Here is a 24,421-nt window from a genome sequence, read left to right on the forward strand (position 1 = left end):
GTGTTTTCTATTGAAAAAGATATTATGTTTGGCGGCTGCTGCGGGTATGCTCATGCTCTCAGCCTGTGCGCCGAATTTTGGGGGAGAAGAAGAGCAGGAGATGGTGCAGAAAACGGATAAGTCGAAAGAAAAAGCCATCATTCCGAAATACAACATCTCCGATTCTTATTATAAAATGGTTCTTCCTTTCAAGGCGGGGAAAGCCCGCGGCTTGACGACCGAACGCCTGAATACGCGGCTGGATATCGATGAATTTGAGACAGGCATGATGCGCCTTGCGCAAGATTCATTTTCTACTGACGATTACCTTTTTCAAGAAGGACAATACCTGGATGAGGATACGGTATCGAGCTGGCTCGCCCGCAAAAAAACGGGGGACGACTTGAAAAAAGCGGAGAAAGACGATAAAAACTTCAAAAACCTCGGACTGAACCCGGCCCTTTCCGGAAGCGGATCAACAGAGAAGCAAAACGAAGAAAGCCCGATATACCTCGCCCATATGCTTGAGCACGACTACCTCATCCGCAAAGACAAGGATACGATTGAGCTCGGAGGCGTCGTGATCGGCCTTGCGCTGAACTCTGTCCACTACTACCGCGAAAATGTCGGCGACCCGCAAAAAGAAGTGACCATCAGCGACAAAAAGCTGAGGCAGGAAGGCGAAAAAATCGCTGAAGAAGTGGCGAAACGGATCAGAAACATGGATGATCTAAAAAATATTCCGCTGACGATCATGCTTTACAAGCAGGCGCCTAAGTCATCGATCGTCCCTGGAAACTTTATCGCCAAAACCGATGTGAAAGCAGGGACAAGCGAGATCGGCGGCTGGGATAAAATCAATGAAGAGTACACGTTCTTCCCTTCAACAGAAGGTTCGGAGAAGCATCCGGATGACGCGGAGCTCTTCAAACGCTTTAAAAACAAAGTCGATACGTATTTTCCAAACTACACAGGGGTTGTCGGCACGGCTCTCTATAAAGACGACCAAATGCAGGACATGAAAATCAACATCCCGATGCAGTTTTACGGCAAAAGCGAAGTCATCGCCTTTACCCAGTTCTTGACCGGTGAAGTGATGGACTACTACGGCAAAAGCGGACTGAACGTTGAGATCAACATTAATTCGTCAGCCGGGCAGGAAGCCGTCATTCTGAAAAAGCCGGGAGACAAAGAACCGACCGTCCATATTTATGATTCATAAAAAAGAAGCAGCCCTTTGGCTGCTTCTTTTATTACGCAGAAAAGGGATATGGAGACCTATCATTCATTTATGAAGCACCAACAAATTTTTCTTAACGTATTCTGAATAAAATACTATTGCAAAATTAGGACACAACTCTTATAATTGATTATACAGAATATAGTATATTGTTTTAAGGAAGATTAATTATGTGGGAAAAATTTTACTCTAAAAATGGTTTGGCAGCTAAAAATATTGCTAAAGAATTGATGAATATCAAAGCAGGTGAAAAAATTCCCCGTATCTCAGACTACTGTCATAAGTTATCCATCGGCAGGGGGACTGTGCAAAGTGCGCTGAATTTATTAGTTGATATGAAAGCGATTCAATTGGAGGCTAGAGGGCATTTAGGAACGTTTTTGGTAAGTAAGGATAACAATTTATTACTTGAGATTGCAGGTATTGCACCATTAATCGGCTCAATGCCACTTCCGTATTCAAGAAAATATGAGGGTCTGGCAACAGGGATTGTGGAAGGGTTTGAATCAACCGGAAAAACAGTTAACTTGATCTACATGCGTGGCGGAGTGAATCGAATCGAAGCAGTCCGAACAAAAAGAAGTGATTTTGCAATTGTTTCTAAGATGACGGCAGATCATATCATAGCAGAATATCCAAATTTGAAAATTTTCAAAAAATTCAGGGAAAGTAGTTATGTATCTTCCCATAAAATCTTCTTAGCTCATCCAGATGAGGAAATAGGCAAGGATGGCGTAAGAGTAGGTGTTGATTTGGAATCTCTAGATCAGAAACAATTAACATTGGCTGAATTTGAAAACAAAAATGCTGAATTTGTCAATGTGAATTATATGCAGCTCTTTGATATGCTTCTTTCAAAACAAATTGATGCAGCAGTTTGGAATGCTGATGACAAAAGAATGATTCAAACGTTTAAAGCAATCGATTTTTTTTCACCGAAAGCAAAGAAAATTTCCAAGGATACAACAGAAGCCGTTATTGTTATTGAAGGAGACAGAGAAAAAGAAATAGCAGAAAAGTGGAATTTGGTTAATGAGAAACAGATATTAGACACCCAAAAAAGCGTAGAAAAGGGAGAGAAAATACCGCGCTACTAAAATGCCGGCCCATCCGACTTGTCATTCAATAAATGAGGCGATGGGTTAGCATTTAAAATCTAATTTAAAATACTAAATACAGTATATTGGAGGAACTGGCGTGAATCAAATACAGCTGGAAGAAAAGTTGTCTATTTTACTAACGAGTCGAGTGATTACAAAAAATGCTTTCAACACAACATTGAACACATTTGTTTTCTTATCAGAAAAGCTGAAAAAGGAGGTGATCAAAGACTCTGAAATGTTTTGGACGCACATGGCGATGGCTTTAACTAGAATTAAGGAGGGAGAAAGCGAAGAAGTTCCTGCAAATGCCATCATCAATGAAATGTATGAAACACCATATAAAAGTGCAATAGAAGAAGTGATAGACTTTATACATTCACTGGCAGGTCTAGAACTTCCAGAAGGTGAGCTCGTTTATTTTTATCTTCATCTTCATAAAGTCATAGAATCTAATAAATAGGAGGATTTTATTATGGTGAGAATTGTAATAGGCGGACAGTTGAAAAAACAAGCGATTGAAAAACTTGTTAAAGAAATTGGGGGAAATAATGTAGAAGTATTGGTCAAAGGTGATTTGGACGCTGTTATGGCTGTGAAAAACAATAAGGCAGATTATTATATTGGCGCCTGTGAAACCGGATCTGGCGGTGCTCTTGCAATGGCAATTGCATTATTAGGTAAAGATAAATGCGTCACCTTGGCTTCTCCAAGTACCATAAAAAACAAGGAAGAGATCGAGAAGGAAGTAGAAAGCGGCAAAATTGCTTTTGGTTTCACCGCTTCAACATCACAAAATATATTAAACATTTTAATTCCTTATTTATTAAAATAAGCGAACTTTTCCAATATATATTTTGTTATACAGGCTTAAATTTTTTTCAGTTAAGGAAAGCGCTTTCTTGGATGCTCGAAATAAAAGAAGCGTGGATGACATGATGTACAGAAGGTGAGAAAAATCATAGAGGTGAATAATGTAATGGACCTTTCTTTGATTCAATGTCTTGTCATAGCGGCTGTTGGTGCATTAGGTTCTATACTAGTCAATCGCGGGGTAGCTGTATTTAATGATGGTTTGCGTCCGATTATGCCCGAATACCTAGAGGGGAGAATGACAAGAGGGGAGCTTGCTGCAACAAGCTTTGCATTAAGTTTTGGATTAATCATAGGGTTTGGTATTCCGCTTTCCATAGGAGCAACAATCATTATTGGACACAGTATTTTATTGGCTTGTGACATCATTGGCATTTGGACTCCGGAAAACAAAATAGGCATGGCAACTGCAGGAGTTATTGGTGCCGTTTATAGTATTGGGATCGTTTTAGGATTGCAATTTGTAGTAGATTTATTTGGCAAGTTTCCCGTGAATTTTATAGACTCTTTAAGTCTTATTGGCCAGCCTATTATTATCGCATTTACAGTATTTCCAGCTGTAGCGGTCGGATATCAGCACGGTTTAAAAAAAGCCGCCGTCACTGCAATTGTAACTTTAGCTTCTTTTCTCTTATTCGAAAAGTTTGGAACATTTCAAGCGGCGGGATATGAAATTTCGCTCAGTCCTGAAGGGATGGCTTTATTAGCAGGAATGTTAATGATGATTTATTATGCAGCGAGAATTAGAGGAGGAGATGAATCTACTAATGCAAATTTAGTGAATATATTTAATGAGCGTGTAAATCGAATTAAGAAAAACCGCTGGTTATTAGCTCTTATGGGAGGGCTTGTTTCTTTAACATCATCTATGCTGATTTTAGCAGTGGATGCAATGCCTCAAGCATTGATTAATAAAGAGCTTTACACAGAGGCGGCAATCGCTACATTTGCACGTGGAATTGGTTTCATCCCTTTAGTTTTTTCAACTGCAATCGTAACGGGGGTTTATGGTTTAGCTGGTACCACACTGGTATTTGCAGTGGGTCTTATTTTCAGGGATATACCGATTTTAGCATTTCTGTTGGGCTTTTTAGTCATGTATTTAGAGGTCATATCATTATCCGCAGTATCAAAAAGCATGGACAAACTGCCTGGTGTAAGGGAGATGGGAGAGCATATCCGCACTTCGCTGTCAGATGTTCTAGGAATGGCTATATTAATTGGCAGTGCGATGGCAGGGGAAAAAATTGCTCCTGGCATTGGCTTCTTCTGGGTTATTGGATTTTATTTAATAAACCGAATAGCATCAAAACCGCTTGTTGAATTGGCTGTCGGCCCAATTGCAGTTATATTGTTGGGGATTGTCGCTAATCTTCTCTATGCAGTCGGTTTATGGCAGGTTGGCTAAATCATCGAAAGAGGGGAAGTTTCCGAATGTTGAAAGACGGAATGACCTATATGCATGAACATACAACGATAGACCTTTCCAAAGTAAAAAACAATGAGGATTGTAAGTTGGATGTATTTCCTGAAACCGTCAGAGAATTTAAAAGTTTATACGAAAAGGGCGTACGGAATATTGTTGATGTTACGAATATTGGAATGGGGAGAAATATTACATACGTCCAAAAAGTTGCAAAAGAAACAGGCATTAATATTGTCTTTTCAACTGGTTTCTATCAAGATTCTTTTTACCCGATCCATGTGTTTCGTGAATCGAAAGAAAAGCTGGCAGAAAGAATGATTATGGAGATTGTTGAAGGAATTAGAGGAACAGATGCCAATGCCGAGGTCATCGGTGAAATTGGAACAAGTTACAATAAATGGACGGAAACCGAACAAAAAGTTTTTGAAGCGGTTGTTGTGGCACATAAGCAAACAAAAAAACCAATATCAACCCATACTTCCATAGGAACATTAGGACATGAACAAGTAGAATTTTTTAAAAAACATGAAGTTGATTTAAACCGAGTGGTGATAGGGCATGTTGATTTATCTGGGGATGCCGATTATATATTGAAAATGCTGAGAGAAGGTGTATATGTAGAATTCGATACAATAGGTAAAGAAAATTATATGCCTGATCGTGTTCGGGCCGAAATATTGAAAAAAATACAGGATAAAGGGTATATAGACAAGGTTCTGTTGTCCATGGATATCACAAGAAAATCACATCTTGTATATAAAGGCGGGGTGGGCTATTCATATTTGATAGACACGTTTATCCCTCTCTTGCAAACCTATGGAATAACTGGTGAATCAATTGATAAGATGTTGATTAAAAATCCTCGCGCTTTTATGAAAGGGGAGAGTGAATGAGCATGGATACTTATCCTCTAGATAGCCTATCAATTGAAGAAGCCATGCATAGACAATTTAAATTGGTTGATGTCATGACAAGACATTTTCGAGGAGAAGAATTGCTTTCACTTGGCGATTTAGGCGTTGTAAAAGGAATCAATAAACCGCGGTTCACAAAAAAAATAGAAGAGACACTAGCTGATTTCTTTGGCACAGAGAAAGCAATGTTAGTTCGTGGTGCAGGAACAGGGGCATTGAGGTTTGGTTTTATGAGCTTTTTAAAGCCGGGTGACGAGATCCTTGTCCATGATGCACCGATATATCCAACAAGTAAAACAACGTTAGAGTCGATGGGGATCTTGCCAATATACGCGGATTTTCACGATTCTGAACAAATAAAAGAAGCCATCCTCAAACACCCGAAGTTAAAAGGTGTATTGATTCAGCATACGAGGCAAAAAATAGATGACCATTATGATTTGGCTGAAACGATAAAAAAAATACGTTCCATTTATTCTGATCTAGTTATTATTACGGATGACAACTATGCTGCGATGAAAGCAGAAAAGATTGGAGCGCAACTCAAAGCCGATTTGTCCACCTTTTCATTGTTCAAGCTATTAGGTCCGGAAGGTATTGGAGTCATTTTAGGAAGAAAAAATTTAATAGAAAAAATAGAAAAAATAAACTATTCAGGCGGAAGCCAAGTTCAAGGTTATGAAGCTTTAGAAGCTTTAAGGGGTCTGATATATGCTCCGGTTATGCTGGCAATACAAGCAAGTGTCAATGATCAGTTAGTTCACTCGCTTAATAATGGAGCCATTAAGGGTGTTAAAAAGGCTTATTTGGCAAATGCACAATCAAAAGTCTTACTTGTAGAGTTTGTTAAACCAATTGCAGAAAAAGTGCTTCATCATGCTAATGAATTGGGAGCAGCACCCCATCCGATAGGTGCTGAATCAAAATACGAGTTTGCACCAATGTTTTATAGAGTGTCTGGCACTTTTTTATCTGCGGATCCATCACTGGCAAAAAAAATGATCCGCATTAATCCATTAAGAAGCGGTCCTGAGACCATTTTAAGAATTCTAAACACATCCGTTCATCGAGCAACAGAAGATCTCAGCGTAAATTCTTCAAAAGGCGATGATATAAATGAATAAAAGAGTCATTATCATAATATTAGACAGCTTAGGTGTCGGTTATATGGAAGATGCAAGCGATTATCATCCTTCAGATGTTGGCGCCAATACTTTCTATCACATACTTGATACGGTGCCCTCTTTAAACATTCCGAATCTCGAAAAATTGGGTATTAATAAAATATTGCACCATCCTAAATTGAAAAAAACAGATCATATTGCCAGCTATGGTGTTTTAAACCTGATGCATCAAGGAGCGGACAGTTTTGAAGGACATAATGAAATCATGGGAACAAAGCCTAAAAAGACATATTTAGCTCCTTTTGCGGAACATCTCAATCATGTTAAACTCGCTTTGGAAGATCAAGGTTATAAAGTTAACATACCGAATTCAGATTTGCCGTATCTATTGGTAAACGATTTAGTGGTCGTGGCTGATAATATCGAAACAGATTACGGGCAAATTTATAATGTAAGCGCTCCGCTGGATTATATTCCGTTTGATGAAGTATTGAAAATAGGAAGATGCGTCCGTCATCATGTTAAAGTAAATCGCGTGATTGTTCTTGGAGGAGAAAACGTAACACCTGAACACTTGCAGAGATCGGTTGAAAGAAGAGAAGACGGATTAATAGGGGTGAATTCGCCTAAATCTAACGTATACAAGCAAGGATATCAAGTTCGTCACTTAGGATTTGGTATCTCTCCCGAAAATCAGTTGCCGACATTGGCGAGAAATAGGGGAATGGAAGTCTCTCTTATCGGAAAAATGCAGGACATCATTTATTGTGAAGGTGCAAATAGATTTCCAGGTGTAGATACAGAACAAGTCATGAAGGATATTATTCAGGAGATGGACCGCGTCAAAAAAGGCTTGATTGCTGCCACAGTACAAGAAACCGATTTGGCCGGACATGCACAGAATCCCGTCCGTTATGCGAATCGGATTGAAATGGTAGATCGATATTTGCCGGAAATTCTCCGGAAAATGACAGATCAGGATCTGCTGATGATTAGTGCAGATCACGGGAATGATCCCACGATCGGCCACAACCAACACACACGGGAAAAAACATATTTGCTGGCTTATCACAAAAAATTATCGCCTGTTCACATCGGGGAAAGAAAAACGCTATCCGACATTGCTGCAACTTCTGCTGATTATCTAGGGCTTCGCAATACTGAAAACGGCAGTTCATTCCTTCATTTAATGCAAAAAGGAAAAGAGGAGACATACTGATGTTTTTGGAATCTACATTAAAATATAACAAAAAATTAATAGAGGCTGCATTGAGTTTTCATCAGCAGGGAATCATTTCACCTAACACTTATGTATTAGACTTGGACACCGTCAAAAAAAATGCAAAAGTGTTAAGTGAAAAAGCCAGAAAACAGGATATTGAACTGTTTTTTATGACAAAGCAATTTGGTCGTAATCCGTTGGTGGCACAAGCTATAGCCGAAAGCGGAATCGGCAAAGCGGTTGCTGTAGACCCGTGGGAAGCAATCACACTCAGCCAAAATGGAATCAAAATTGGGCATGTCGGACATCTTGTTCAAATACCTATTCATATGATACCCGCAATATTGGAGCTTCATCCTGATTATGTTACGGTTTTCAGCCTTGAAAATGCTCAAAACATTAATAGAGTCGCTAAGAAAATGGGAAGAAAACAAAAAGTTTTTTTGCGTATCGCAAACAAAGAGGATTATATATATAAAGGTCAAGAGGGAGGGTTCACTTTTGAGCAAATCGTTAAGGATATCGAATCGATTGAACAATTAGAAGGACTTGAAATTGCAGGTTTAACAAGCTTTCCTTGCATATTGATCCAAGACGGCCTTCCAGCAGTTACTCCGAATGTAGCATCCATGCAAACCGTAAAATCGTTTTTAATGGAAAGAGGGTATAAAAAGCTTGAGATGAATATGCCAAGTGCAACATCTTGTGCAACAATGAAATTGTTAAAGGAAAATGGTGCAACTCAAGGCGAACCCGGCCATGCTTTAATTGGAACGACACCCATACATGCAACGAAACAACTTGCAGAAAGGCCTGCGATGGTATATGTAACCGAAGTGTCCCACATATCTAATCATCATGCTTATGTTTTCGGCGGCGGTTTCTATCCGCGTTCACATATGAAAGCGGCGCTCGTTGGAACAAACAAAGATCATCTTAAGAAGGTTCAAGCTATTGAAATGACGCCTGATCATATTGATTATTACGGTTCATTAAACACAGTTGAAGCAAAAGTCGGCGATACGGCAATATTTGCTTTTCGTACACAAGTCTTTGTCACGAATGCACATATAGCCATCTTAAAAAACGTTGCTGAAGATCCTGAACTTATCGGTGTATATGATTCTAAAGGAAATGTAATCGAGTGAATGATCGTTATCGGCAGAAGTGCCTGAATAATGGATTGTCTTACTGAAAAAGGTGTGGCGAAAATGCTTGGCCTTTTTGCAGTGCAGTTTAATACAGTAGTCAGTCTTGGACATTTTATTTTGTGGAAAGGAGAAAAACGTGAAAATTATTCATGTATCAGGTTATGAAGAAATGAGTGGAAAATCGGCTGATCTAATGGCTGAGCTCATTCAAAATTCAAATAATCCTGTTATCGGCTTTGCAACAGGTTCGACACCGATTGGTTTATATAAATGCCTGATAAAAAAGTATCGGCAAAAGGAAATTTCATTTAGGAATGTTACTGCTTTTAATTTAGACGAGTACGTTGGATTGGCTAAAGAAAATAAAAACAGCTACCATTATTATATGAATGAAAAATTATTCAAACATCTGGATATTAGTCGAAGGAATATCAATATCCCCAATGGGATGGCGGAAGATTTGGAACAAGAATGCCTCAGCTACGACAGACTTGTTTCTGAAAAAGCAATTGACATACAAATATTAGGAATGGGATTGAATGGTCATATCGGTTTTAATGAACCGGGGACAAGCTTTAAAAGCAGAACCCATATCGTTGATTTGGATCAATCAACCCGGCAGGCAAATTCCCGGTTCTTTCGTTCCTTGGACGAAGTACCGACAAAGGCATTAACAATGGGCATTGAAACAATAATGGAAAGTAAGCGGATCCTTCTGCTCGTGTCTGGAAATGAAAAATCTGAAGCCTTGGCACGGCTGCTGAACAGCACCCGTGTCTCCCAAGAGTTCCCTGCTTCAATTTTAAGGAAACATAAAGATGTGACGGTGATGGCAGATGACGCAGCCTTAAATAAAATTCATTAAATTGAATGACTGACAAAATCGGTTAATTACATTGAAAATTTACACAAGGCATTGCTTTGAGGTATCTTCTAGCCATCAATCAGCCAAAAAACGACTGAATATAGCAAATTTCCATCTTGTTGATAAGGACTTACATATACAGGTTTTGATTGTCCTCATATTGTTTACTCGAACAGTTGAAAAGGAGAGAAGAGTGGATAATCAATTCTAGGCGAGAGGAAGCCATCATCCTCAAGAACCGACCGTTCATATTGATGATTCATAAAAGAAAAAGCAGCCTTTTTTTCGGCTGCTTCTTTTGAATCAAGCTTGCGTTTACAGCGTATCACATTTAACTCCGACAACGCCGTCGATCGCTTTGATATCGTAATAGACATCGGTGACATACCTTTTCTTATGAACCATGATTTTCGTTTCCATGATCGGAAATTCATTATCGCGCATATCATCGATCCGGACGGAATGAATCCGGATTTTTTTCGCTTTCATTTCCTTTAAGATATCCGTCAGTTTATCCTTGTCATTCAGGGACATGCGGACGCGGATTTCTTTTTCCTGCAAGCGGTTGGGCCCGATTTTGCCGACGATCCACGGCAAAAACTCGACGCTGATTAAAATGAAAATCAGACTGACAAACGCTTCTTTATAAAAGCCCGCTCCGATGGCGACGCCGAGGCCGGCCGCTCCCCAGATCATCGCTGAAGTGGTCAGGCCGGAAATGACGTCGTTGCTTTTGCGTAAAATCACGCCCGCTCCGATGAAGCCGATCCCCGATATGATTTGTGCGGGAAGCCGCAAAGGGTCCATCATGATTCTGTTCGACCTTGGAAAATGGTATGCCGCATCAATGCTGATCATTGTCAGAACACAGGAACTGATCGCAATCACGATGCACGTTTTTAAGCCGAGCGGCTTGTTTTTCAGCTCCCTTTCGAGACCGATGACCATTCCGATTAATGTTGCGATTCCAAGCTTTAACAGCGTTTCAGTTTCAATATGCCAATCCATGCCCATGATCTCCTTTCCGACAATATCTTATATGATTGATATGATTTTCTCACAGACGCCCTGGATGGACAACTGTTTTTGAAGTGCCGGGGGATGTCCTGGAACCATTCATCTGCAAGAAGCCTATACTCCTATCATTATATTGCCGGCGTGGCATCAAAAGAATTCCGTCTGAGCAAAAAAGCCGCCGGATATCGCCCGGCGGCTTTCGTAACCTGATCATTTAAGAATGTTCTTCCTCATGCGTCTGTTCCATTTCTTCAAACATATCTCTTGCCTCTTTTGCCGGTTTGTTCGTGATCATGCTGACAGCGTAAACGACAATCAAGCTCAGGAAGAAACCAGGGATCATTTCATAGATACCCGTCTTCTCCTGCAGGCCGGTCAGAATCCAAATCAGCACGGTCACGGCCCCTGTAATCATCCCGGCCAATGCGCCCCACTGGTTCATCCGCTTCCAGTACAAGCTGAGAAGGATGGCGGGTCCGAATGCAGAACCAAACCCGGCCCACGCATAGCCGACCAGATCAAGGATCGTGTTATTCGGTGTCAGAGACAGAAGGATCGCGATGACGGCGACAAGCAGAACGCTCAGACGTCCGACAAGAACGAGTTCCTTATCCGAAGCTTTGCGCCGGAAAAACGTCCGGTAAAAATCTTCCGTCATGGCGCTTGATGTAACAAGCAGCTGGGAAGACACCGTACTCATAATCGCCGCGAGCAAAGCGGAAAGCAAAAATCCGGTGATGAGCGGATGGAATAATACCTTTGAAAACACGATAAAAATCGTTTCCGGATCTTTAAGCGCTGTACCCGTCTCATGGACATACGCCACACCGGTCAGTCCGACGAGCAGAGCGCCGATTACGGAGATGATCATCCAGCCCATCGCGATGCGGCGCGCAGGCTTCAGTTCTTTTACGGATGAAATCGCCATAAAGCGGACGATAATATGCGGCTGACCGAAATAGCCCAGTCCCCAGGCGAGAAATGAAATAATGCTAATGACGGTCGTTCCTTTGAAGAAATCGAGCAAGCTTGGATTGATTTCTTCGATCACATTGAAAGTCGGCGTAATTCCGCCTAATTGAGTAAAGGCAACGATCGGCACGAGCACTAAAGCGATAAACATAATCAAACCTTGCACGAAGTCTGTCAGACTGACGGCCAAAAATCCTCCGAACAGCGTATAGGCAATTACGACTGCGGCCGTTAAGAAAAGACCGATTTTATAATCGAGGCCAAACGCCGTTTCAAACAGTCTTCCTCCGGACACCATACCCGCCGACGTGTACAATGTGAAAAACACCATGATGACGATGGCTGATGCCAGGCGCAAGATTCTTGTTGTATCATTAAACCGATTTTCGAAAAAGTCCGGAATTGTAATCGCATCGTTTGCTACTTCTGTATATGTGCGCAGCCGGGGAGCGACCACCAAATAGTTCACATAAGCTCCGATTGTTAAACCGACGGCAAGCCAGGCGCTTGAAAGTCCTGTCACATACATGGCTCCGGGCAGTCCCATCAGCATCCAGCCGCTCATGTCAGACGCGCCGGCCGATAAAGCCGTAACAGCAGGCCCAAGACCTCTGCCGCCAAGCATGTAGTCATTCAAATTGGATGTCTTTCTATAGGAGTACCAGCCGATTAAGAGCATCGCGGCAAAATAAATCCCCAACGAAATAAATACTTCAACACTCACGTTTCATATCTCTCCTCTTTAAAAATAATGTGGCATCACCTCTTTAAAATTTTCAACAATACTGATTTGCGGGTACGAAGAAAATTGCAGGGCCTCCTCTATAAAAGATCAAGTATTGGAATTAAGGCGCTGCCTAGATCGTACTTAGTTACCTAACCTATCAAACTATTCCCAATCAATCAACCGTGAAAAACATCCGATTTTATTGAAAAAGGGCGTGATGGTTTTGATGAGCATCATTATGAAAGCGTTTACAAATGATATACAAAGTAAAAATATTCTGAATATTAGTACGTGCCGTTTTACTGAATTTTTCATGTACAATGAAATAAAAGGCGCCAAATGGGGCGAAGATCGCGGTTTTGTTGATTTAGAAGGCTAAAATTTGATATGATCAGTATTATATGACTAAGCGAGAATAACCTTGGAGGTGTTTTTAGTATGTCGCGTATTTCTATAGAAGAAGTAAAGCATGTCGCCCATCTTGCCAGACTGGCGATTACGGACGAGGAAGCGGCGATGTTTACCGAACAGCTTGACAGCATTATTTCATTTGCAGAAGAGCTGAACGAAGTCGATACAGAGAATGTTAAACCAACAACGCACGTATTGCAAATGAAGAATATCATGAGGGAAGATGTACCTGATAAAGGGCTTCCGGTTGAAGACGTCGTCAAAAATGCGCCTGATCATAAAGACGGCTACATCCGCGTGCCGTCAATCTTGGACTAATAAAGGAGGGAGCGAGAAAACATGTCACTGTTTGACCATAAAATATCTGAATTAAAACGTCTCATACATAATAAAGAGATCAGCATATCAGATTTAGTCGATGAATCTTACAAACGGATTCACGAAGTTGACGGAAAGGTACAAGCCTTTTTGCAGCTTGATGAAGAAAAAGCCCGCGCATATGCCAAAGAATTGGACGAAGCGCTTGATACCCGGGATGAGCACGGTCTTCTTTTCGGGATGCCGATCGGCATTAAGGACAATATCGTAACAAAAGATCTGCGGACAACGTGCGCAAGCAAAATTCTCGAGAATTTTGATCCGATCTATGATGCAACCGTTGTTGAGCGTCTTCATGAAGCTGAAGCGGTTACCATCGGAAAGCTGAATATGGATGAATTCGCGATGGGCTCTTCCACAGAGAACTCAGGCTTTAAAAAGACAAAAAACCCGTGGAACCTCGAAACTGTTCCTGGCGGATCAAGCGGAGGCTCAGCGGCTGCGGTTGCGGCCGGGGAAGTGCCGTTTTCACTTGGATCTGACACGGGCGGATCGATTCGCCAGCCGGCATCTTTCTGCGGCGTCGTCGGCTTAAAGCCTACATACGGACGCGTTTCCAGATACGGCCTTGTCGCATTTGCATCTTCATTGGATCAAATCGGCCCGATCACAAGATCTGTCGAAGACAACGCCTACCTTCTGCAGGCGATTTCAGGCGTTGACAAAATGGATTCAACGAGCGCCAATGTGGACGTGCCTGACTACCTGTCTGCGCTGACAGGCGATATTAAAGGCTTAAAAATCGCCGTTCCGAAAGAATATCTCGGCGAAGGGGTAAGCGAAGAAGCGAAGCAGTCCGTGCTTGAAGCGCTGAAAGTGCTCGAAAGCCTTGGCGCGACATGGGAAGAGGTATCGCTTCCGCACAGCAAATACGCGCTGGCGACTTACTACCTGCTTTCTTCATCTGAAGCGTCGGCAAACTTGGCGCGCTTCGACGGCATCCGCTACGGCTACCGCACGGACAATGCCGACAACCTGATCGACCTGTACAAACAGACGCGTTCCGAAGGATTCGGAAACGAAGTCAAACGCCGCATCATGCTCGGTACGTTTGCTCTGAGCTCCGGCTATTACGACGCATACTATAAAAAAGCGCAGAAAGTCAGAACGCTGATCAAAAAGGACTTTGAAGACGTATTTGCAAACTATGACGTCATCATCGGACCGACAACGCCGACGCCGGCATTTAAAATCGGCGAAAAAACGAGCGATCCGCTGACCATGTACGCCAACGACATCCTGACGATTCCTGTCAACCTTGCGGGCGTTCCGGGAATCAGCGTACCGTGCGGATTTGCGAACGGCTTGCCGCTCGGCCTGCAAATCATCGGCAAACACTTTGACGAAAGCACAGTATACCGCGTCGCCCACGCATTCGAACAGGCGACAGACCACCATAAAGCAAAACCTGAACTGTAAGGGGTGAAAAAACATGAACTTTGAAACGGTAATCGGACTTGAAGTCCACGTGGAGCTCAAAACAAAATCGAAAATTTTCTCCAGTTCTCCAACGCCATTCGGCGCGGCGGCCAACACGCAGACAAGCGTTATCGACTTAGGCTATCCAGGTGTACTGCCTGTGTTGAACAAAGAAGCCGTCAATTTCGCGATGAAAGCCGCAATGGCGCTCAACTGCGAAATTGCGACAGAAACGAAATTCGACCGGAAAAACTATTTCTACCCCGACAACCCGAAAGCTTATCAAATTTCACAATTTGATAAACCGATCGGCGAAAACGGCTGGATCGAAATCGAAGTCGGCGGAAAAACGAAGCGCATCGGCATTACCCGCCTTCATTTGGAAGAGGATGCGGGAAAACTGACGCATACAGGCGACGGCTACTCCCTTGTCGACTATAACCGCCAGGGAACACCGCTCGTTGAAATCGTCTCCGAGCCCGATATCAGAACGCCTGAAGAAGCTTACGCCTACCTTGAAAAACTGAAATCAATCATTCAGTATACAGGCGTGTCCGATTGTAAGATGGAAGAGGGGTCGCTCCGCTGCGACGCCAACATCTCGCTCCGTCCGATCGGACAAGAGGAGTTCGGTACAAAGACAGAGCTGAAAAACCTGAACTCATTCGCCTTTGTTCAAAAAGGCCTTGAGCACGAAGAAAAACGCCAGGCGCAGGTTCTTTTGTCAGGCGGTGTCATTCAGCAGGAGACGCGCCGCTATGATGAAGCGTCCAAAACGACGATTTTGATGAGGGTCAAAGAGGGATCTGACGACTACCGCTACTTCCCTGAGCCTGATCTTGTCGAGCTTTACATAGACGACGAGTGGAAGCAACGCGTGAAAGACAGCATTCCTGAGCTTCCGGACGAGCGCCGCAAGCGCTACATCGAAGAGCTTGGCCTCCCTGCCTATGACGCGAAAGTGCTGACTTTGACAAAAGAAATGTCCGACTTCTTCGAAGCGGCCGTTGAAAAAGGCGCAGACGCGAAGCTGGCGTCGAACTGGCTGATGGGTGAAGTATCGGCTTACTTGAACGCCCAGCAAAAAGAGCTTGCGGATGTCGAACTCACACCTGAAGGCCTTGCCGGATTGGTCAAGCTGATCGAAAAAGGAACGATTTCATCGAAAATCGCGAAAAAGGTCTTCAAAGAATTGATTGAAAAAGGCGGAGACGCAGAAAAAATCGTCAAAGAAAAAGGCCTTGTGCAAATCTCTGACGAAGCGACGCTCAGAAAGCTTGTCACAGAAGCGCTCGACAACAATCCGCAATCAATCGAAGACTTTAAAAACGGAAAAGACCGCGCGATCGGCTTCCTTGTCGGCCAAATCATGAAAGCCTCAAAAGGACAAGCGAACCCGCCGATGGTCAACAAGCTTCTTCTTGAAGAAATCAATAAACGATAAAAAACAGACTATGCCTAATTAAATGGAGGTCCTCATGTTGAGGACCTTTTTTATTTGTATGAAAATACAAATGAAAAAACTTCTTCTGTTCAATAATATTAAAATTTATTTGAATTTTATTTAATAATATATTATCATTTATTTGAATTTTGTTTTTAAATTTGTTAATAAGAGGGGCTGTCTATGGAAAGAAAGGATGTACCCGAGTGGATCTTAGCTTTAGAAGAAGAAGATGTAGAATTTATTAAAAACTTTATGCTGAAATCTGGATCTTTAAAAGAAATTGCAAAGAGTTATCAAGTATCTTATCCAACAGTCAGGGTTAGATTGGATCGATTAATTCAAAAAATTCAACTAATTGACGAGTTAGAAAATGAGACTTTTGTTAACTTTATAAAACAGTTAGCTATCGATGATCAGATTAGTCTGGAAAATGCAAAGCTAATCATTGAGAAATACAAAAAAGAGCGGGGTGTTCATAAATGAATCCTATTTATATACTACTCATTGGCTTTACAATACTAGGGATTCAATATTTTTTATCGACCAGAAATCATACCTTTTGGGGAGCTATACTGCCTACAGCTTATATCGTTTTTCTCGTGGCATTATCCATTTATGAAGGAAAATCTTTCGCATCATTCTTTCTTCCTCTTATCGGCGGATTGGCTTTATTGTTGGGAGAATGGATTAAAGGCAGAGAAGCTTTGAAAAAAAAGCGGGAAAGAGAAATGAGAATAATGAAAGCCATGGATATTAAATAACAGGATCAGCCTCAAAAGGACAGAACAAGCTGTTTCAAAAAAACCTTGGAGAATGACTCTCCAAGGTTTTTTCATTATTCCACGACAGGCGTCAAAGAATCGCCGTCCCATATCTCTCCTTTATTCAGCGTCCATGGATGAAGATAGAGGGTGTCCGCTCCCTTATTCACAGCCGGGCTCCACTCATCGTTCCACGCCAGGAAGTACGTCGTTTTCGGGTATTTTTCTTTGATGGCATGGATAAACCGCGCGTAATCCAGCCCGCCGTTTGTCGTCTGCGGTCCGACTTCTGTAAAGGCAAACGGCTTGTTCAGCGATGTGAGCTCTTCGTAGCCATCAATGGCGTACGGGTCATCAAAATAAGCGTCAAGCCCGACAATGTCCACATATGATGCGCCCGGATAAAAGTCCGTTTTAAAGTCTCTGTTGGCGTCCGGCGCATACACCCACAAGAGATGATCCAGGCCTCTTGTTTTTGTCATATAGTCATAGATTTTCACATAGAGCTGTTTGTACAAGGAGATTCTTTCGCTGTCTTTTTGATTATATTGCGTCAGCCCCCACCAGAACCATTCGCCGTTCATTTCGTGAAGGGGTCTGAATAGAACGGGCACGCCTTCATTTTCAAGCTCCTGGAGGCCGTCCGCGATTTTGCTCAGCATCGCCTCAAGCCGCTTTCCTTCAGGAGTGGAAGAATCTAAAATTCTCTCATACTGGCTGTTTGAAATCTGAGTTTTATAATGACCCGAAGTAAACGCGGGGTTTGCGAGGTGCATGCTGATTTGCGGAATGCCTCCGCTTTTCCAGTATGCGATCAAATCACGGTTGCAGCTGTAGTCAATCGTATCGGCGATCTTTTCCGGCTCCAGCCATCCTCTTGCATAATCGCAGCCGTATATGGCCGGCAGCTGTCCTGTTGCCTGTTTGATCCGGTCGGCTTCAGCCGTTGAAAATGTGTCGAGGCTGTATCCTCCGAACGCCCCGGACATCACCCGGCTTTCCGTCCGATTGGGCAGGTGGGCGAGCCAGTTCATCACCGCTTTCGTCGTCGGCTGGGCATTCGGGTTCACCGGAGAAACGGTGTGTGCATAGCTCGGCTGCGAAACGGCAAAAGCAAGGAGCAGCGCGAAGATTGAACAAACGATGTTTTTTTTCACTAAGGTAAAACCCCCTGAAACATATAGATTGTCTTAAGCGATCTTATTATACATGCTGCTTCCAAAAAATACATGGTCAGATCGTCTTATTGTAAGGGAATAAAAAAACAGCCATAAGGCTGCTTTATGAATGAAGGAAACGGGTGATCATTCCATATAGATGCTGAACATTGTCCTGATGCTGCAAGTTTGTCAGCATGCCTTGGAGCACGGGTGCGCGGGGCGAATCCTTTCTCAGCTCTTCCTCGATCACATCCAGTGTAATGAGAATGTCTTCCGAAAGCTCCGGCTGACGTTTGGCATCTTCAAGCTCCCGCAAAATCGTATGTTTATCGGCCGTATTGCCGGCGTTCCGGTAATAGCTGTACGTCCGGCCGGCCAAGATCGGCTGCTCCCCGTTTTGAACCATGCCATCAATCATGTCATCGATTCTTCTCATAATAAAATCCGCAAGTTCGTAAAAATCGATATCCAGTTCATTAAAGATAAACAAATTTTGATAAGACTGCACGATGCCTTGAACGATCACGGACAAGTCTGACAGATAAGGCTTCACAATGTCACCGTAGGCGGCTGACAGCGCGTTTTGATACGTCTCGTGGAATTTTTGGCTGACATTTTTAAAATATTCTTCGATCTTGCTGTTTTCCGGTATGCTGTGTTCGCTGATCATCACGAGAATAAAATCGCGGTGCTCCTTGCTCTCGCTGAATTGATAAGCAATCTGCTCCTTGAACGTTTCCTTAGGAGGGAAATTCTTCTGCTGAATGATCTTCATATTTTCCATCATTCGATCGATATAATACTTAATGATTGCGAGCAAAAGAGCTTCTTTCGACTTGAAATGCAGGTAGAAAGCCCCTTTTGAGATGTTGCATTCATTGGCGATGTCTTGAATCGTTGTGGAAGCAAAACCGTTTTTCGCGAACAGGTGCAGGCCTGCTTTAATGATTTTTTCTTCTTTTTCTGTCATGAATGTACCCCTTTAACACTTCTTTAAAATTGAATAAATTTTAACATATATAAGTTGACGCTGTTTACTTTTGAAGTTTATTATTGTATAGAATGACCAGTCAGTCAATCTGTATTCTGAAAATGATACACAATGGAGGTCGTAATGAATTCTATCATTAATTTTGTACTAAAGAACAAGTTCGCTGTGTGGCTGATGACGATTATTGTTACGGTTGCCGGCATTTATGCGGGTTTAAATATGAAGCAGGAATCGATTCCTGATGTGAACATGCCTTATTTGACCATCAGCACGACATATCCCGGAGCCACTCCGAGCCAGGTAGCTGATGAAGTCACAAAGCCGGTTGAACAAGCCGTGCAAAATCTGGACGGCGTCAGCGTTGTGACGTCCACATCGTATGAAAACGCATCATCGGTGATGATTGAATACGATTATGAAAAGGATATGGACAAAGCGAAGACGGAAGCCGCTGAAGCATTGGCGAATCTCGATCTGCCGGACAATGCGAAAGAGCCGAGCATTTCGCGCTACAGCATGAATTCCTTCCCGATTCTCGCGCTCAGCGTGTCCAGTGATAAAGACGATCTTCAAAGCTTGACGAAAAAAGTGGAAGACAGCCTCCTGACGAAGCTTGAAGGCCTTGAAGGCGTAGCTTCCGTTCAGCTTTCCGGTCAGCAGGTTGAAGAAGTCGAATTTTCATTTAAAAAAGACAAATTGAAGCAATACGGGCTTGACGAGGATACAGTCAAGCAAGTGATTCAAGGATCTGATGTGACGACTCCGCTTGGGTTGTACACATTCGGCAAAGAAGAAAAATCGGTCGTCGTCAGCGGCGATATCGACACAATTAAAGACTTGAAAAATATGAGAATTCCAGCGGCGTCTGCCGGAGGCGCAAGCGCGCAAGCCGGAGCGCAAAGTGCGCAGGCGGCCCAGGGGGCGCAGGCTCAAGCCGGGGCACAGAGCGCCGGACAAGCTCAGCAAAGCGCGGGAGTCCCGACGGTTAAGCTGTCTGACATCGCAACGATTAAAGATGTCAAAAAAGCCGAATCCATTTCACGAACCAATGGCAAAGACAGCATCGGCATCAGCGTCATTAAAGCAAACGACGCCAATACCGTCGAGGTAGCCGACAACGTAAAAGCTGAACTCGAACAATTCAAAAAAGACCACAAAGGCTTCAAATACAGCTCGACATACGATCAGGCCGAACCGATCACCGAGTCGGTCGAGACGATGCTGAGCAAAGCGATTTTCGGAGCGATCTTTGCGGTTGTGATCATTCTCTTATTCCTAAGGGATATTAAATCAACATTAATCTCGGTCATTTCGATTCCATTGTCATTGTTAATCGCACTGCTCGTCCTGAACCAGCTTGATATCACGCTGAATATCATGACGCTCGGCGCCATGACAGTCGCCATCGGACGGGTTGTCGACGACTCGATCGTCGTCATCGAAAACATTTACCGCCGCATGAGGCTGAAAGATGAGCCGCTGCGCGGAAAAGCGCTCGTGCGCGAAGCGACGAAGGAAATGTTCATGCCGATCATGTCATCAACGATCGTGACAATCGCGGTATTCCTGCCGCTCGCACTTGTCGGCGGTCAAATCGGCGAATTGTTCATGCCGTTTGCTTTAACGATTGTATTCGCGCTCGCTGCATCCCTCTTGATCGCGATCACGCTCGTGCCGATGCTTGCGCACACCCTCTTCAAAAAATCATTGACAGGCGCGCCGGTAAAGGCGAAAGAACACAAGCCTGGGGTACTGGCCAACTTCTACAAAAAAGTGTTGAATTGGTCGCTCAGCCATAAATGGATCACATCGATCATCGCGGTTCTGATGCTGGTCGGAAGCTTGTTCCTCGTGCCGCTGATCGGAGCGAGCTACTTGCCTGCCACAAAAGAAAAAATGGTGCAGATCACGTACACCCCTGAACCGGGAGAAACGAAAAAAGAAGCGGAAAAGGAAGCGCAAAAAGCTGAAGAAATCCTATTGGACCGCAAACACGTCGATACGGTTCAGTATACGTTAGGAGAGGGAAATCCGCTGATGGGCGGAAGTTCAAACGGCGCGTTGTTCTATATCAAATATGAGGAAGACACGCCTGATTTTGATCAAGAAAAGGACAGCGTCTTAAAAGACATTCAGAAGCAATCCAAACGCGGAGAATGGAAAACTCAGGATTTCAGCTCCTCAGGCAACAACAATGAGTTAACGTATTATGTGTACGGGGATTCTGAAAAAGAGATTAAAGGCACTGTAAAAGAGATCGAAAAGATAATGAAAGACCAAAAAGACCTGAAAAACGTAAGCTCAGGCCTGTCCAGCACATATGACGAATATACATTTGTCGCTGACCAGGAGAAATTAAGCAAACTCGGGTTAACGGCATCACAGATTTCTCAGGCGCTCATGAAAGAAACATCGCAGGCGCCGCTTACAACCGTGAAAAAAGACGGGAAAGATCTTGATGTTACGATTAAAACAGAAGAAGAAACATATAAAAGCGTCAAAGATTTAGAAGACAAAAAAATCACAACTCCGACCGGCCAGGAAGTGAAAATCGGCGATGTCGCGAAAGTGAAGGAAGGCACGACATCCGACACAATTTCGAAACGGGACGGCAAAATCTATGCCGATGTCACGGCGGAAGTCACATCAGACAACGTCACGGCCGTATCAGTCGACGTACAGAAAAACATCGACAAGATCGACCTGCCTGACAACGTCACAATCGATACCGGCGGCGTATCCGCTGATATCGAAGATTCCTTTACAAAACTCGGACTCGCAATGCTTGCGGCGGTTGCGATCGTCTACCTCGTGCTTGTGATTACATTCGGCGGAGCACTGGCGCCATTTGCGATCCTGTTCTCGCTGCCGTTTACCGTCATCGGCGCCTTGGTGGGACTTTACGTATCAGGAGAAACAATCAGCTTGAACGCAATGATCGGAATGCTGATGCTGATCGGTATCGTCGTCACAAACGCGATTGTCCTAATCGACCGCGTCATCCATAAGGAAGCGGAAGGGCTCTCAACGAGAGAAGCACTCCTGGAAGCCGGCTCTACAAGGCTCCGTCCGATCCTGATGACGGCCATCGCCACAATCGGCGCCCTGATTCCATTGGCGCTCGGATTTGAAGGCGGCAGCCAGGTCATTTCAAAAGGGCTCGGCGTCACCGTTATCGGCGGTCTGATCAGTTCAACGCTCCTCACCCTTCTGATCGTACCGATCGTATACGAAGTACTGGCGAAATTCCGCCGGAAAAAACCGGGTATGGAAGAAGAGTAAGATGGTATAACATCAACCCCTTGGAATGGACACAGGAAATGGTCCATTCTAAGGGGTTTTTTCTTTGAAGAGACGATCGTCGGTGTTTAACAAAAATATCCTGTGTTATGCTTTGTTAGAAAAGGCAACCTGATGAGGAGGCATTGAATGGAATCGAAAGGAAACAGCGAACCAAGCCCCAAAATCGTAAAGCGGCTCACCTGGATCATACCGATCGTGTTGATCGGAGTCATATTTCTCTTAAAAAATATAAGAAACCCTGTGACTGATGTTTTATTTTATATTGTATGTGCAGGTGTTATCACCCTAGTGATTTTCAGCATCATGAAAGAGACAAAGAGCAGATGAAAGCATGTTTTGAGCTTGTCGATAAAGGTTGAAGTGATCTTCATCGACAAGCTTTTTTAATGCTGCGTTCTCCAGTCGGCGAAGAAGCGGCTAATCATGCGGATTGATCACAGCCAGCAGCTGATGATCTTCCCATTTTCCGTTGATCTTGACGTTTTTCCGGGCGATGCCTTCTTTGTGAAAACCCGCCTTCTCCAGCACCCGGATCGAGGCAATATTACGGGGCATGACGCCGGCTTCGATGCGATGGAGCTTGAGATCGTGAAAGGCGAACTCGACCATCAGCTTGACGGCTTCGGTCGTGTAGCCTTTGCCGTTGTGCTTCTGATCCAAAAAATAGCCGATGAAGGCGCTTTGCAAGGAAACGCGCAGCACTTGGAAAAGGTTGATCGTTCCGATCAGCGCATCGTTTGCCGGATCAAAGATGCCAAAATAATAATCTTCATCGTTCTCCATATTTTCATATAATCTTTGAAGCCTCTTCTTTTGTCCTTCGATTGTATAAAACTCCTCGTTCCGCTCCATTGAAAACTGTTCAAAGAACGGGCGGTTTGCGTTCTGCAATTCGAGGCATGCCTCGGCGTCTTCAGCCGTGAGCGGCCTGATGTAAATGTTTGTCCCTTTTTTAATCATGGAAAGTCTCCTTTTATAAAGATGGAATGCGGTCGGCTCTTTTCATCAACTCTTCAAAATACGCAAAAAATTGATCCCTGTCGACTTGATCAACGACTTTGACCATTCTGCCGTCAGGATGCTCTTCTGTCGTTCCTTGGCGCGGGCTTTGTGTATGGACAACCGCCTTGATGCTGCGCGAGCGTGTCATATCGACTGTGCCGAGCGTCAGCGTCGTCAGCACATCCCAAAGGTAGTATGTCGAATTCGTTTCGTTATGGACAAGCGGCGGACACATCGCATAGCATTGGCCGATAAAGTCGATCCCGATATGCTTTCTGAGGCTCGCCCAATGGGAGCGGATTTCGTTTGTCAAAGGCACCTGGTTCGTGCTTTCAAGCGCGACCATTTCGATCTGAATGTCGCTCTCGAATACCGTCTTCACGCTGTAAGGGTCCCAAAAAGCGTTCCATTCCGCCGTCCCGTCGTGCTCAGGCTCTTCCACATTTCCTTTCTCAAGGAAGGTGCCGCCCATCCAGACAAGCTTTGCAATGTGCTTTATGATCGCCGGCTCTTCCTCAAGGGCCCTCGCCAAGTCTGTCAGCGGGCCGGTAAACAGCAGTGTCACCGGTTCGGGGCTCTGCCTCACGCATTCAATCAGATGAAGGTGGGCGGGCAGTTCTGACACCGGAGTCCGGACTTCGCCTTTTTCATTTAAAATCGGCAGAGCGTCGACATAAAAGGCGTGCATGCGCCACTCCTTCGGGAACGGGTGCACCCCTCTCGAATCGGATGCCGCAGTCTCGACCTGGTACGAACCGAAGCGGTCAATGATTTTTCGACTGGCACTGAGAGCAGGCTCCAAATAGCAATCCGCCGGTATGACGGATGTTCCGATCAATTTGACATCTTCCATCTGCAATAGCAGAAATAAAGAGACGAGATCATCGACGCCTCCGTCATGGTTAAAATAAACGGGCTTTTTCACAGCAACATCTCCTT

General features: G+C 43.8%; 23 protein-coding genes. 17 read left to right on the forward strand and 6 right to left on the reverse strand.

The features are described from left to right. Window positions 1–10: 10 nt before the first annotated feature. The 10 genes from MKY62_RS03595 to nagB all read left to right on the forward strand — a co-directional run bounded on the left by MKY62_RS03595 (window position 11) and on the right by nagB (window position 9,894). Window positions 11–1,201 (forward strand): CamS family sex pheromone protein, encoded by a 1,191-nt coding sequence (locus MKY62_RS03595; RefSeq protein WP_003179575.1) that lies wholly within the window; start codon window positions 11–13, stop codon window positions 1,199–1,201. A 188-nt stretch (window positions 1,202–1,389) separates the two neighbouring features. Beyond that, window positions 1,390–2,316 carry a GntR family transcriptional regulator YhfZ gene (gene yhfZ, locus MKY62_RS03600; protein ID WP_003179578.1) on the forward strand — a complete coding sequence of 309 codons (927 nt, stop codon included), beginning with the start codon at window positions 1,390–1,392 and terminating at the stop codon, window positions 2,314–2,316. 100 nt (window positions 2,317–2,416) lie between these two features. Continuing rightward, entirely contained in the window at window positions 2,417–2,782 is a 366-nt protein-coding gene (locus MKY62_RS03605) for a PRD domain-containing protein (RefSeq protein ID WP_003179580.1), read from the forward strand. A gap of 12 nt (window positions 2,783–2,794) precedes the next feature. After that, window positions 2,795–3,154, forward strand: coding sequence for a DUF2620 domain-containing protein (locus MKY62_RS03610; protein ID WP_003179581.1), 360 nt, complete (start codon window positions 2,795–2,797; stop codon window positions 3,152–3,154). Window positions 3,155–3,298: 144 nt separating this feature from the next. Continuing rightward, window positions 3,299–4,600, forward strand: coding sequence for a YhfT family protein (locus MKY62_RS03615; protein WP_003179582.1), 1,302 nt, complete (start codon window positions 3,299–3,301; stop codon window positions 4,598–4,600). A 26-nt stretch (window positions 4,601–4,626) separates the two neighbouring features. Next, window positions 4,627–5,511, forward strand: coding sequence for a TatD family hydrolase (locus MKY62_RS03620; protein ID WP_003179583.1), 885 nt, complete (start codon window positions 4,627–4,629; stop codon window positions 5,509–5,511). Continuing rightward, the gene (locus tag MKY62_RS03625) at window positions 5,508–6,656 is read left to right on the forward strand and encodes an aminotransferase class V-fold PLP-dependent enzyme (protein ID WP_003179584.1); all 1,149 of its coding nucleotides are present in this window, start codon (window positions 5,508–5,510) and stop codon (window positions 6,654–6,656) included. The genes MKY62_RS03620 and MKY62_RS03625 overlap by 4 nt, the downstream gene beginning before the upstream one ends. Further along, window positions 6,649–7,875 (forward strand): phosphopentomutase, encoded by a 1,227-nt coding sequence (locus MKY62_RS03630; RefSeq protein ID WP_011197620.1) that lies wholly within the window; start codon window positions 6,649–6,651, stop codon window positions 7,873–7,875. Before MKY62_RS03625 ends, MKY62_RS03630 begins: the two co-directional genes overlap by 8 nt. Then, window positions 7,875–9,026: a YhfX family PLP-dependent enzyme gene (locus tag MKY62_RS03635; RefSeq protein WP_003179586.1), complete on the forward strand. Its 1,152-nt coding sequence runs from the start codon at window positions 7,875–7,877 to the stop codon at window positions 9,024–9,026. Before MKY62_RS03630 ends, MKY62_RS03635 begins: the two co-directional genes overlap by 1 nt. 139 nt (window positions 9,027–9,165) lie before the next feature. Further along, on the forward strand, window positions 9,166–9,894 hold the full coding sequence (gene nagB / locus MKY62_RS03640; RefSeq protein WP_003179587.1) for a glucosamine-6-phosphate deaminase: 729 nt from the start codon (window positions 9,166–9,168) through the stop codon (window positions 9,892–9,894). Window positions 9,895–10,209: 315 nt separating this feature from the next. On the opposite strand, the gene MKY62_RS03645 is transcribed toward nagB, so the two are convergent. Both MKY62_RS03645 and putP read right to left on the reverse strand, forming a co-directional pair. Further along, a complete protein-coding gene (locus MKY62_RS03645; protein WP_085959527.1) occupies window positions 10,210–10,908 on the reverse strand; it encodes an MgtC/SapB family protein in 699 nt (232 codons plus the stop codon). A 217-nt stretch (window positions 10,909–11,125) separates the two neighbouring features. Next, window positions 11,126–12,607 carry a sodium/proline symporter PutP gene (gene putP, locus MKY62_RS03650; RefSeq protein ID WP_003179589.1) on the reverse strand — a complete coding sequence of 494 codons (1,482 nt, stop codon included), beginning with the start codon at window positions 12,605–12,607 and terminating at the stop codon, window positions 11,126–11,128. A 441-nt stretch (window positions 12,608–13,048) separates the two neighbouring features. On the opposite strand from putP, the gene gatC reads away from it, so the two are divergent. From gatC to MKY62_RS03675, 5 genes are all read left to right on the forward strand, one after another. Next, window positions 13,049–13,339, forward strand: coding sequence for an Asp-tRNA(Asn)/Glu-tRNA(Gln) amidotransferase subunit GatC (gene gatC, locus MKY62_RS03655; protein ID WP_003179590.1), 291 nt, complete (start codon window positions 13,049–13,051; stop codon window positions 13,337–13,339). Window positions 13,340–13,360: 21 nt separating this feature from the next. After that, window positions 13,361–14,818 (forward strand): Asp-tRNA(Asn)/Glu-tRNA(Gln) amidotransferase subunit GatA, encoded by a 1,458-nt coding sequence (gene gatA / locus MKY62_RS03660; RefSeq protein WP_003179591.1) that lies wholly within the window; start codon window positions 13,361–13,363, stop codon window positions 14,816–14,818. A gap of 13 nt (window positions 14,819–14,831) precedes the next feature. Then, window positions 14,832–16,262 carry an Asp-tRNA(Asn)/Glu-tRNA(Gln) amidotransferase subunit GatB gene (gene gatB, locus MKY62_RS03665; RefSeq protein ID WP_003179599.1) on the forward strand — a complete coding sequence of 477 codons (1,431 nt, stop codon included), beginning with the start codon at window positions 14,832–14,834 and terminating at the stop codon, window positions 16,260–16,262. Between the two features lie 183 nt (window positions 16,263–16,445). Next, window positions 16,446–16,748 (forward strand): DUF2089 family protein, encoded by a 303-nt coding sequence (locus MKY62_RS03670; protein ID WP_003179601.1) that lies wholly within the window; start codon window positions 16,446–16,448, stop codon window positions 16,746–16,748. Beyond that, the gene (locus tag MKY62_RS03675; RefSeq protein WP_003179603.1) at window positions 16,745–17,026 is read left to right on the forward strand and encodes a hypothetical protein; all 282 of its coding nucleotides are present in this window, start codon (window positions 16,745–16,747) and stop codon (window positions 17,024–17,026) included. Before MKY62_RS03670 ends, MKY62_RS03675 begins: the two co-directional genes overlap by 4 nt. Before the next feature lie 74 nt (window positions 17,027–17,100). Here the strand turns inward: MKY62_RS03675 and MKY62_RS03680 are convergent, their stop codons facing one another. Together MKY62_RS03680 and MKY62_RS03685 are read right to left on the reverse strand one after the other, a co-directional pair. Then, complete coding sequence (locus MKY62_RS03680; RefSeq protein ID WP_003179605.1) at window positions 17,101–18,183, reverse strand: glycoside hydrolase family 26 protein; 1,083 nt, start codon at window positions 18,181–18,183, stop codon at window positions 17,101–17,103. Window positions 18,184–18,307: 124 nt separating this feature from the next. Further along, window positions 18,308–19,156 carry a TetR/AcrR family transcriptional regulator gene (locus tag MKY62_RS03685; protein ID WP_011197622.1) on the reverse strand — a complete coding sequence of 283 codons (849 nt, stop codon included), beginning with the start codon at window positions 19,154–19,156 and terminating at the stop codon, window positions 18,308–18,310. Window positions 19,157–19,300: 144 nt separating this feature from the next. On the opposite strand from MKY62_RS03685, the gene MKY62_RS03690 reads away from it, so the two are divergent. Both MKY62_RS03690 and MKY62_RS03695 read left to right on the forward strand, forming a co-directional pair. After that, window positions 19,301–22,459, forward strand: a complete 3,159-nt coding sequence (locus MKY62_RS03690) for an efflux RND transporter permease subunit (protein WP_016886486.1) — start codon at window positions 19,301–19,303, stop codon at window positions 22,457–22,459. 147 nt (window positions 22,460–22,606) lie between these two features. After that, complete coding sequence (locus MKY62_RS03695; RefSeq protein WP_003179611.1) at window positions 22,607–22,807, forward strand: hypothetical protein; 201 nt, start codon at window positions 22,607–22,609, stop codon at window positions 22,805–22,807. Window positions 22,808–22,897: 90 nt separating this feature from the next. Here the strand turns inward: MKY62_RS03695 and MKY62_RS03700 are convergent, their stop codons facing one another. After that, window positions 22,898–23,440, reverse strand: coding sequence for a GNAT family protein (locus MKY62_RS03700; protein WP_003179620.1), 543 nt, complete (start codon window positions 23,438–23,440; stop codon window positions 22,898–22,900). A 13-nt stretch (window positions 23,441–23,453) separates the two neighbouring features. Next, complete coding sequence (locus tag MKY62_RS03705; protein WP_003179622.1) at window positions 23,454–24,407, reverse strand: nucleoside hydrolase; 954 nt, start codon at window positions 24,405–24,407, stop codon at window positions 23,454–23,456. Window positions 24,408–24,421: the final 14 nt, after the last annotated feature.

It is taken from the genome of Bacillus sp. FSL R7-0646, assembly GCF_037969865.1.
Classification (GTDB): domain Bacteria; phylum Bacillota; class Bacilli; order Bacillales; family Bacillaceae; genus Bacillus; species Bacillus licheniformis.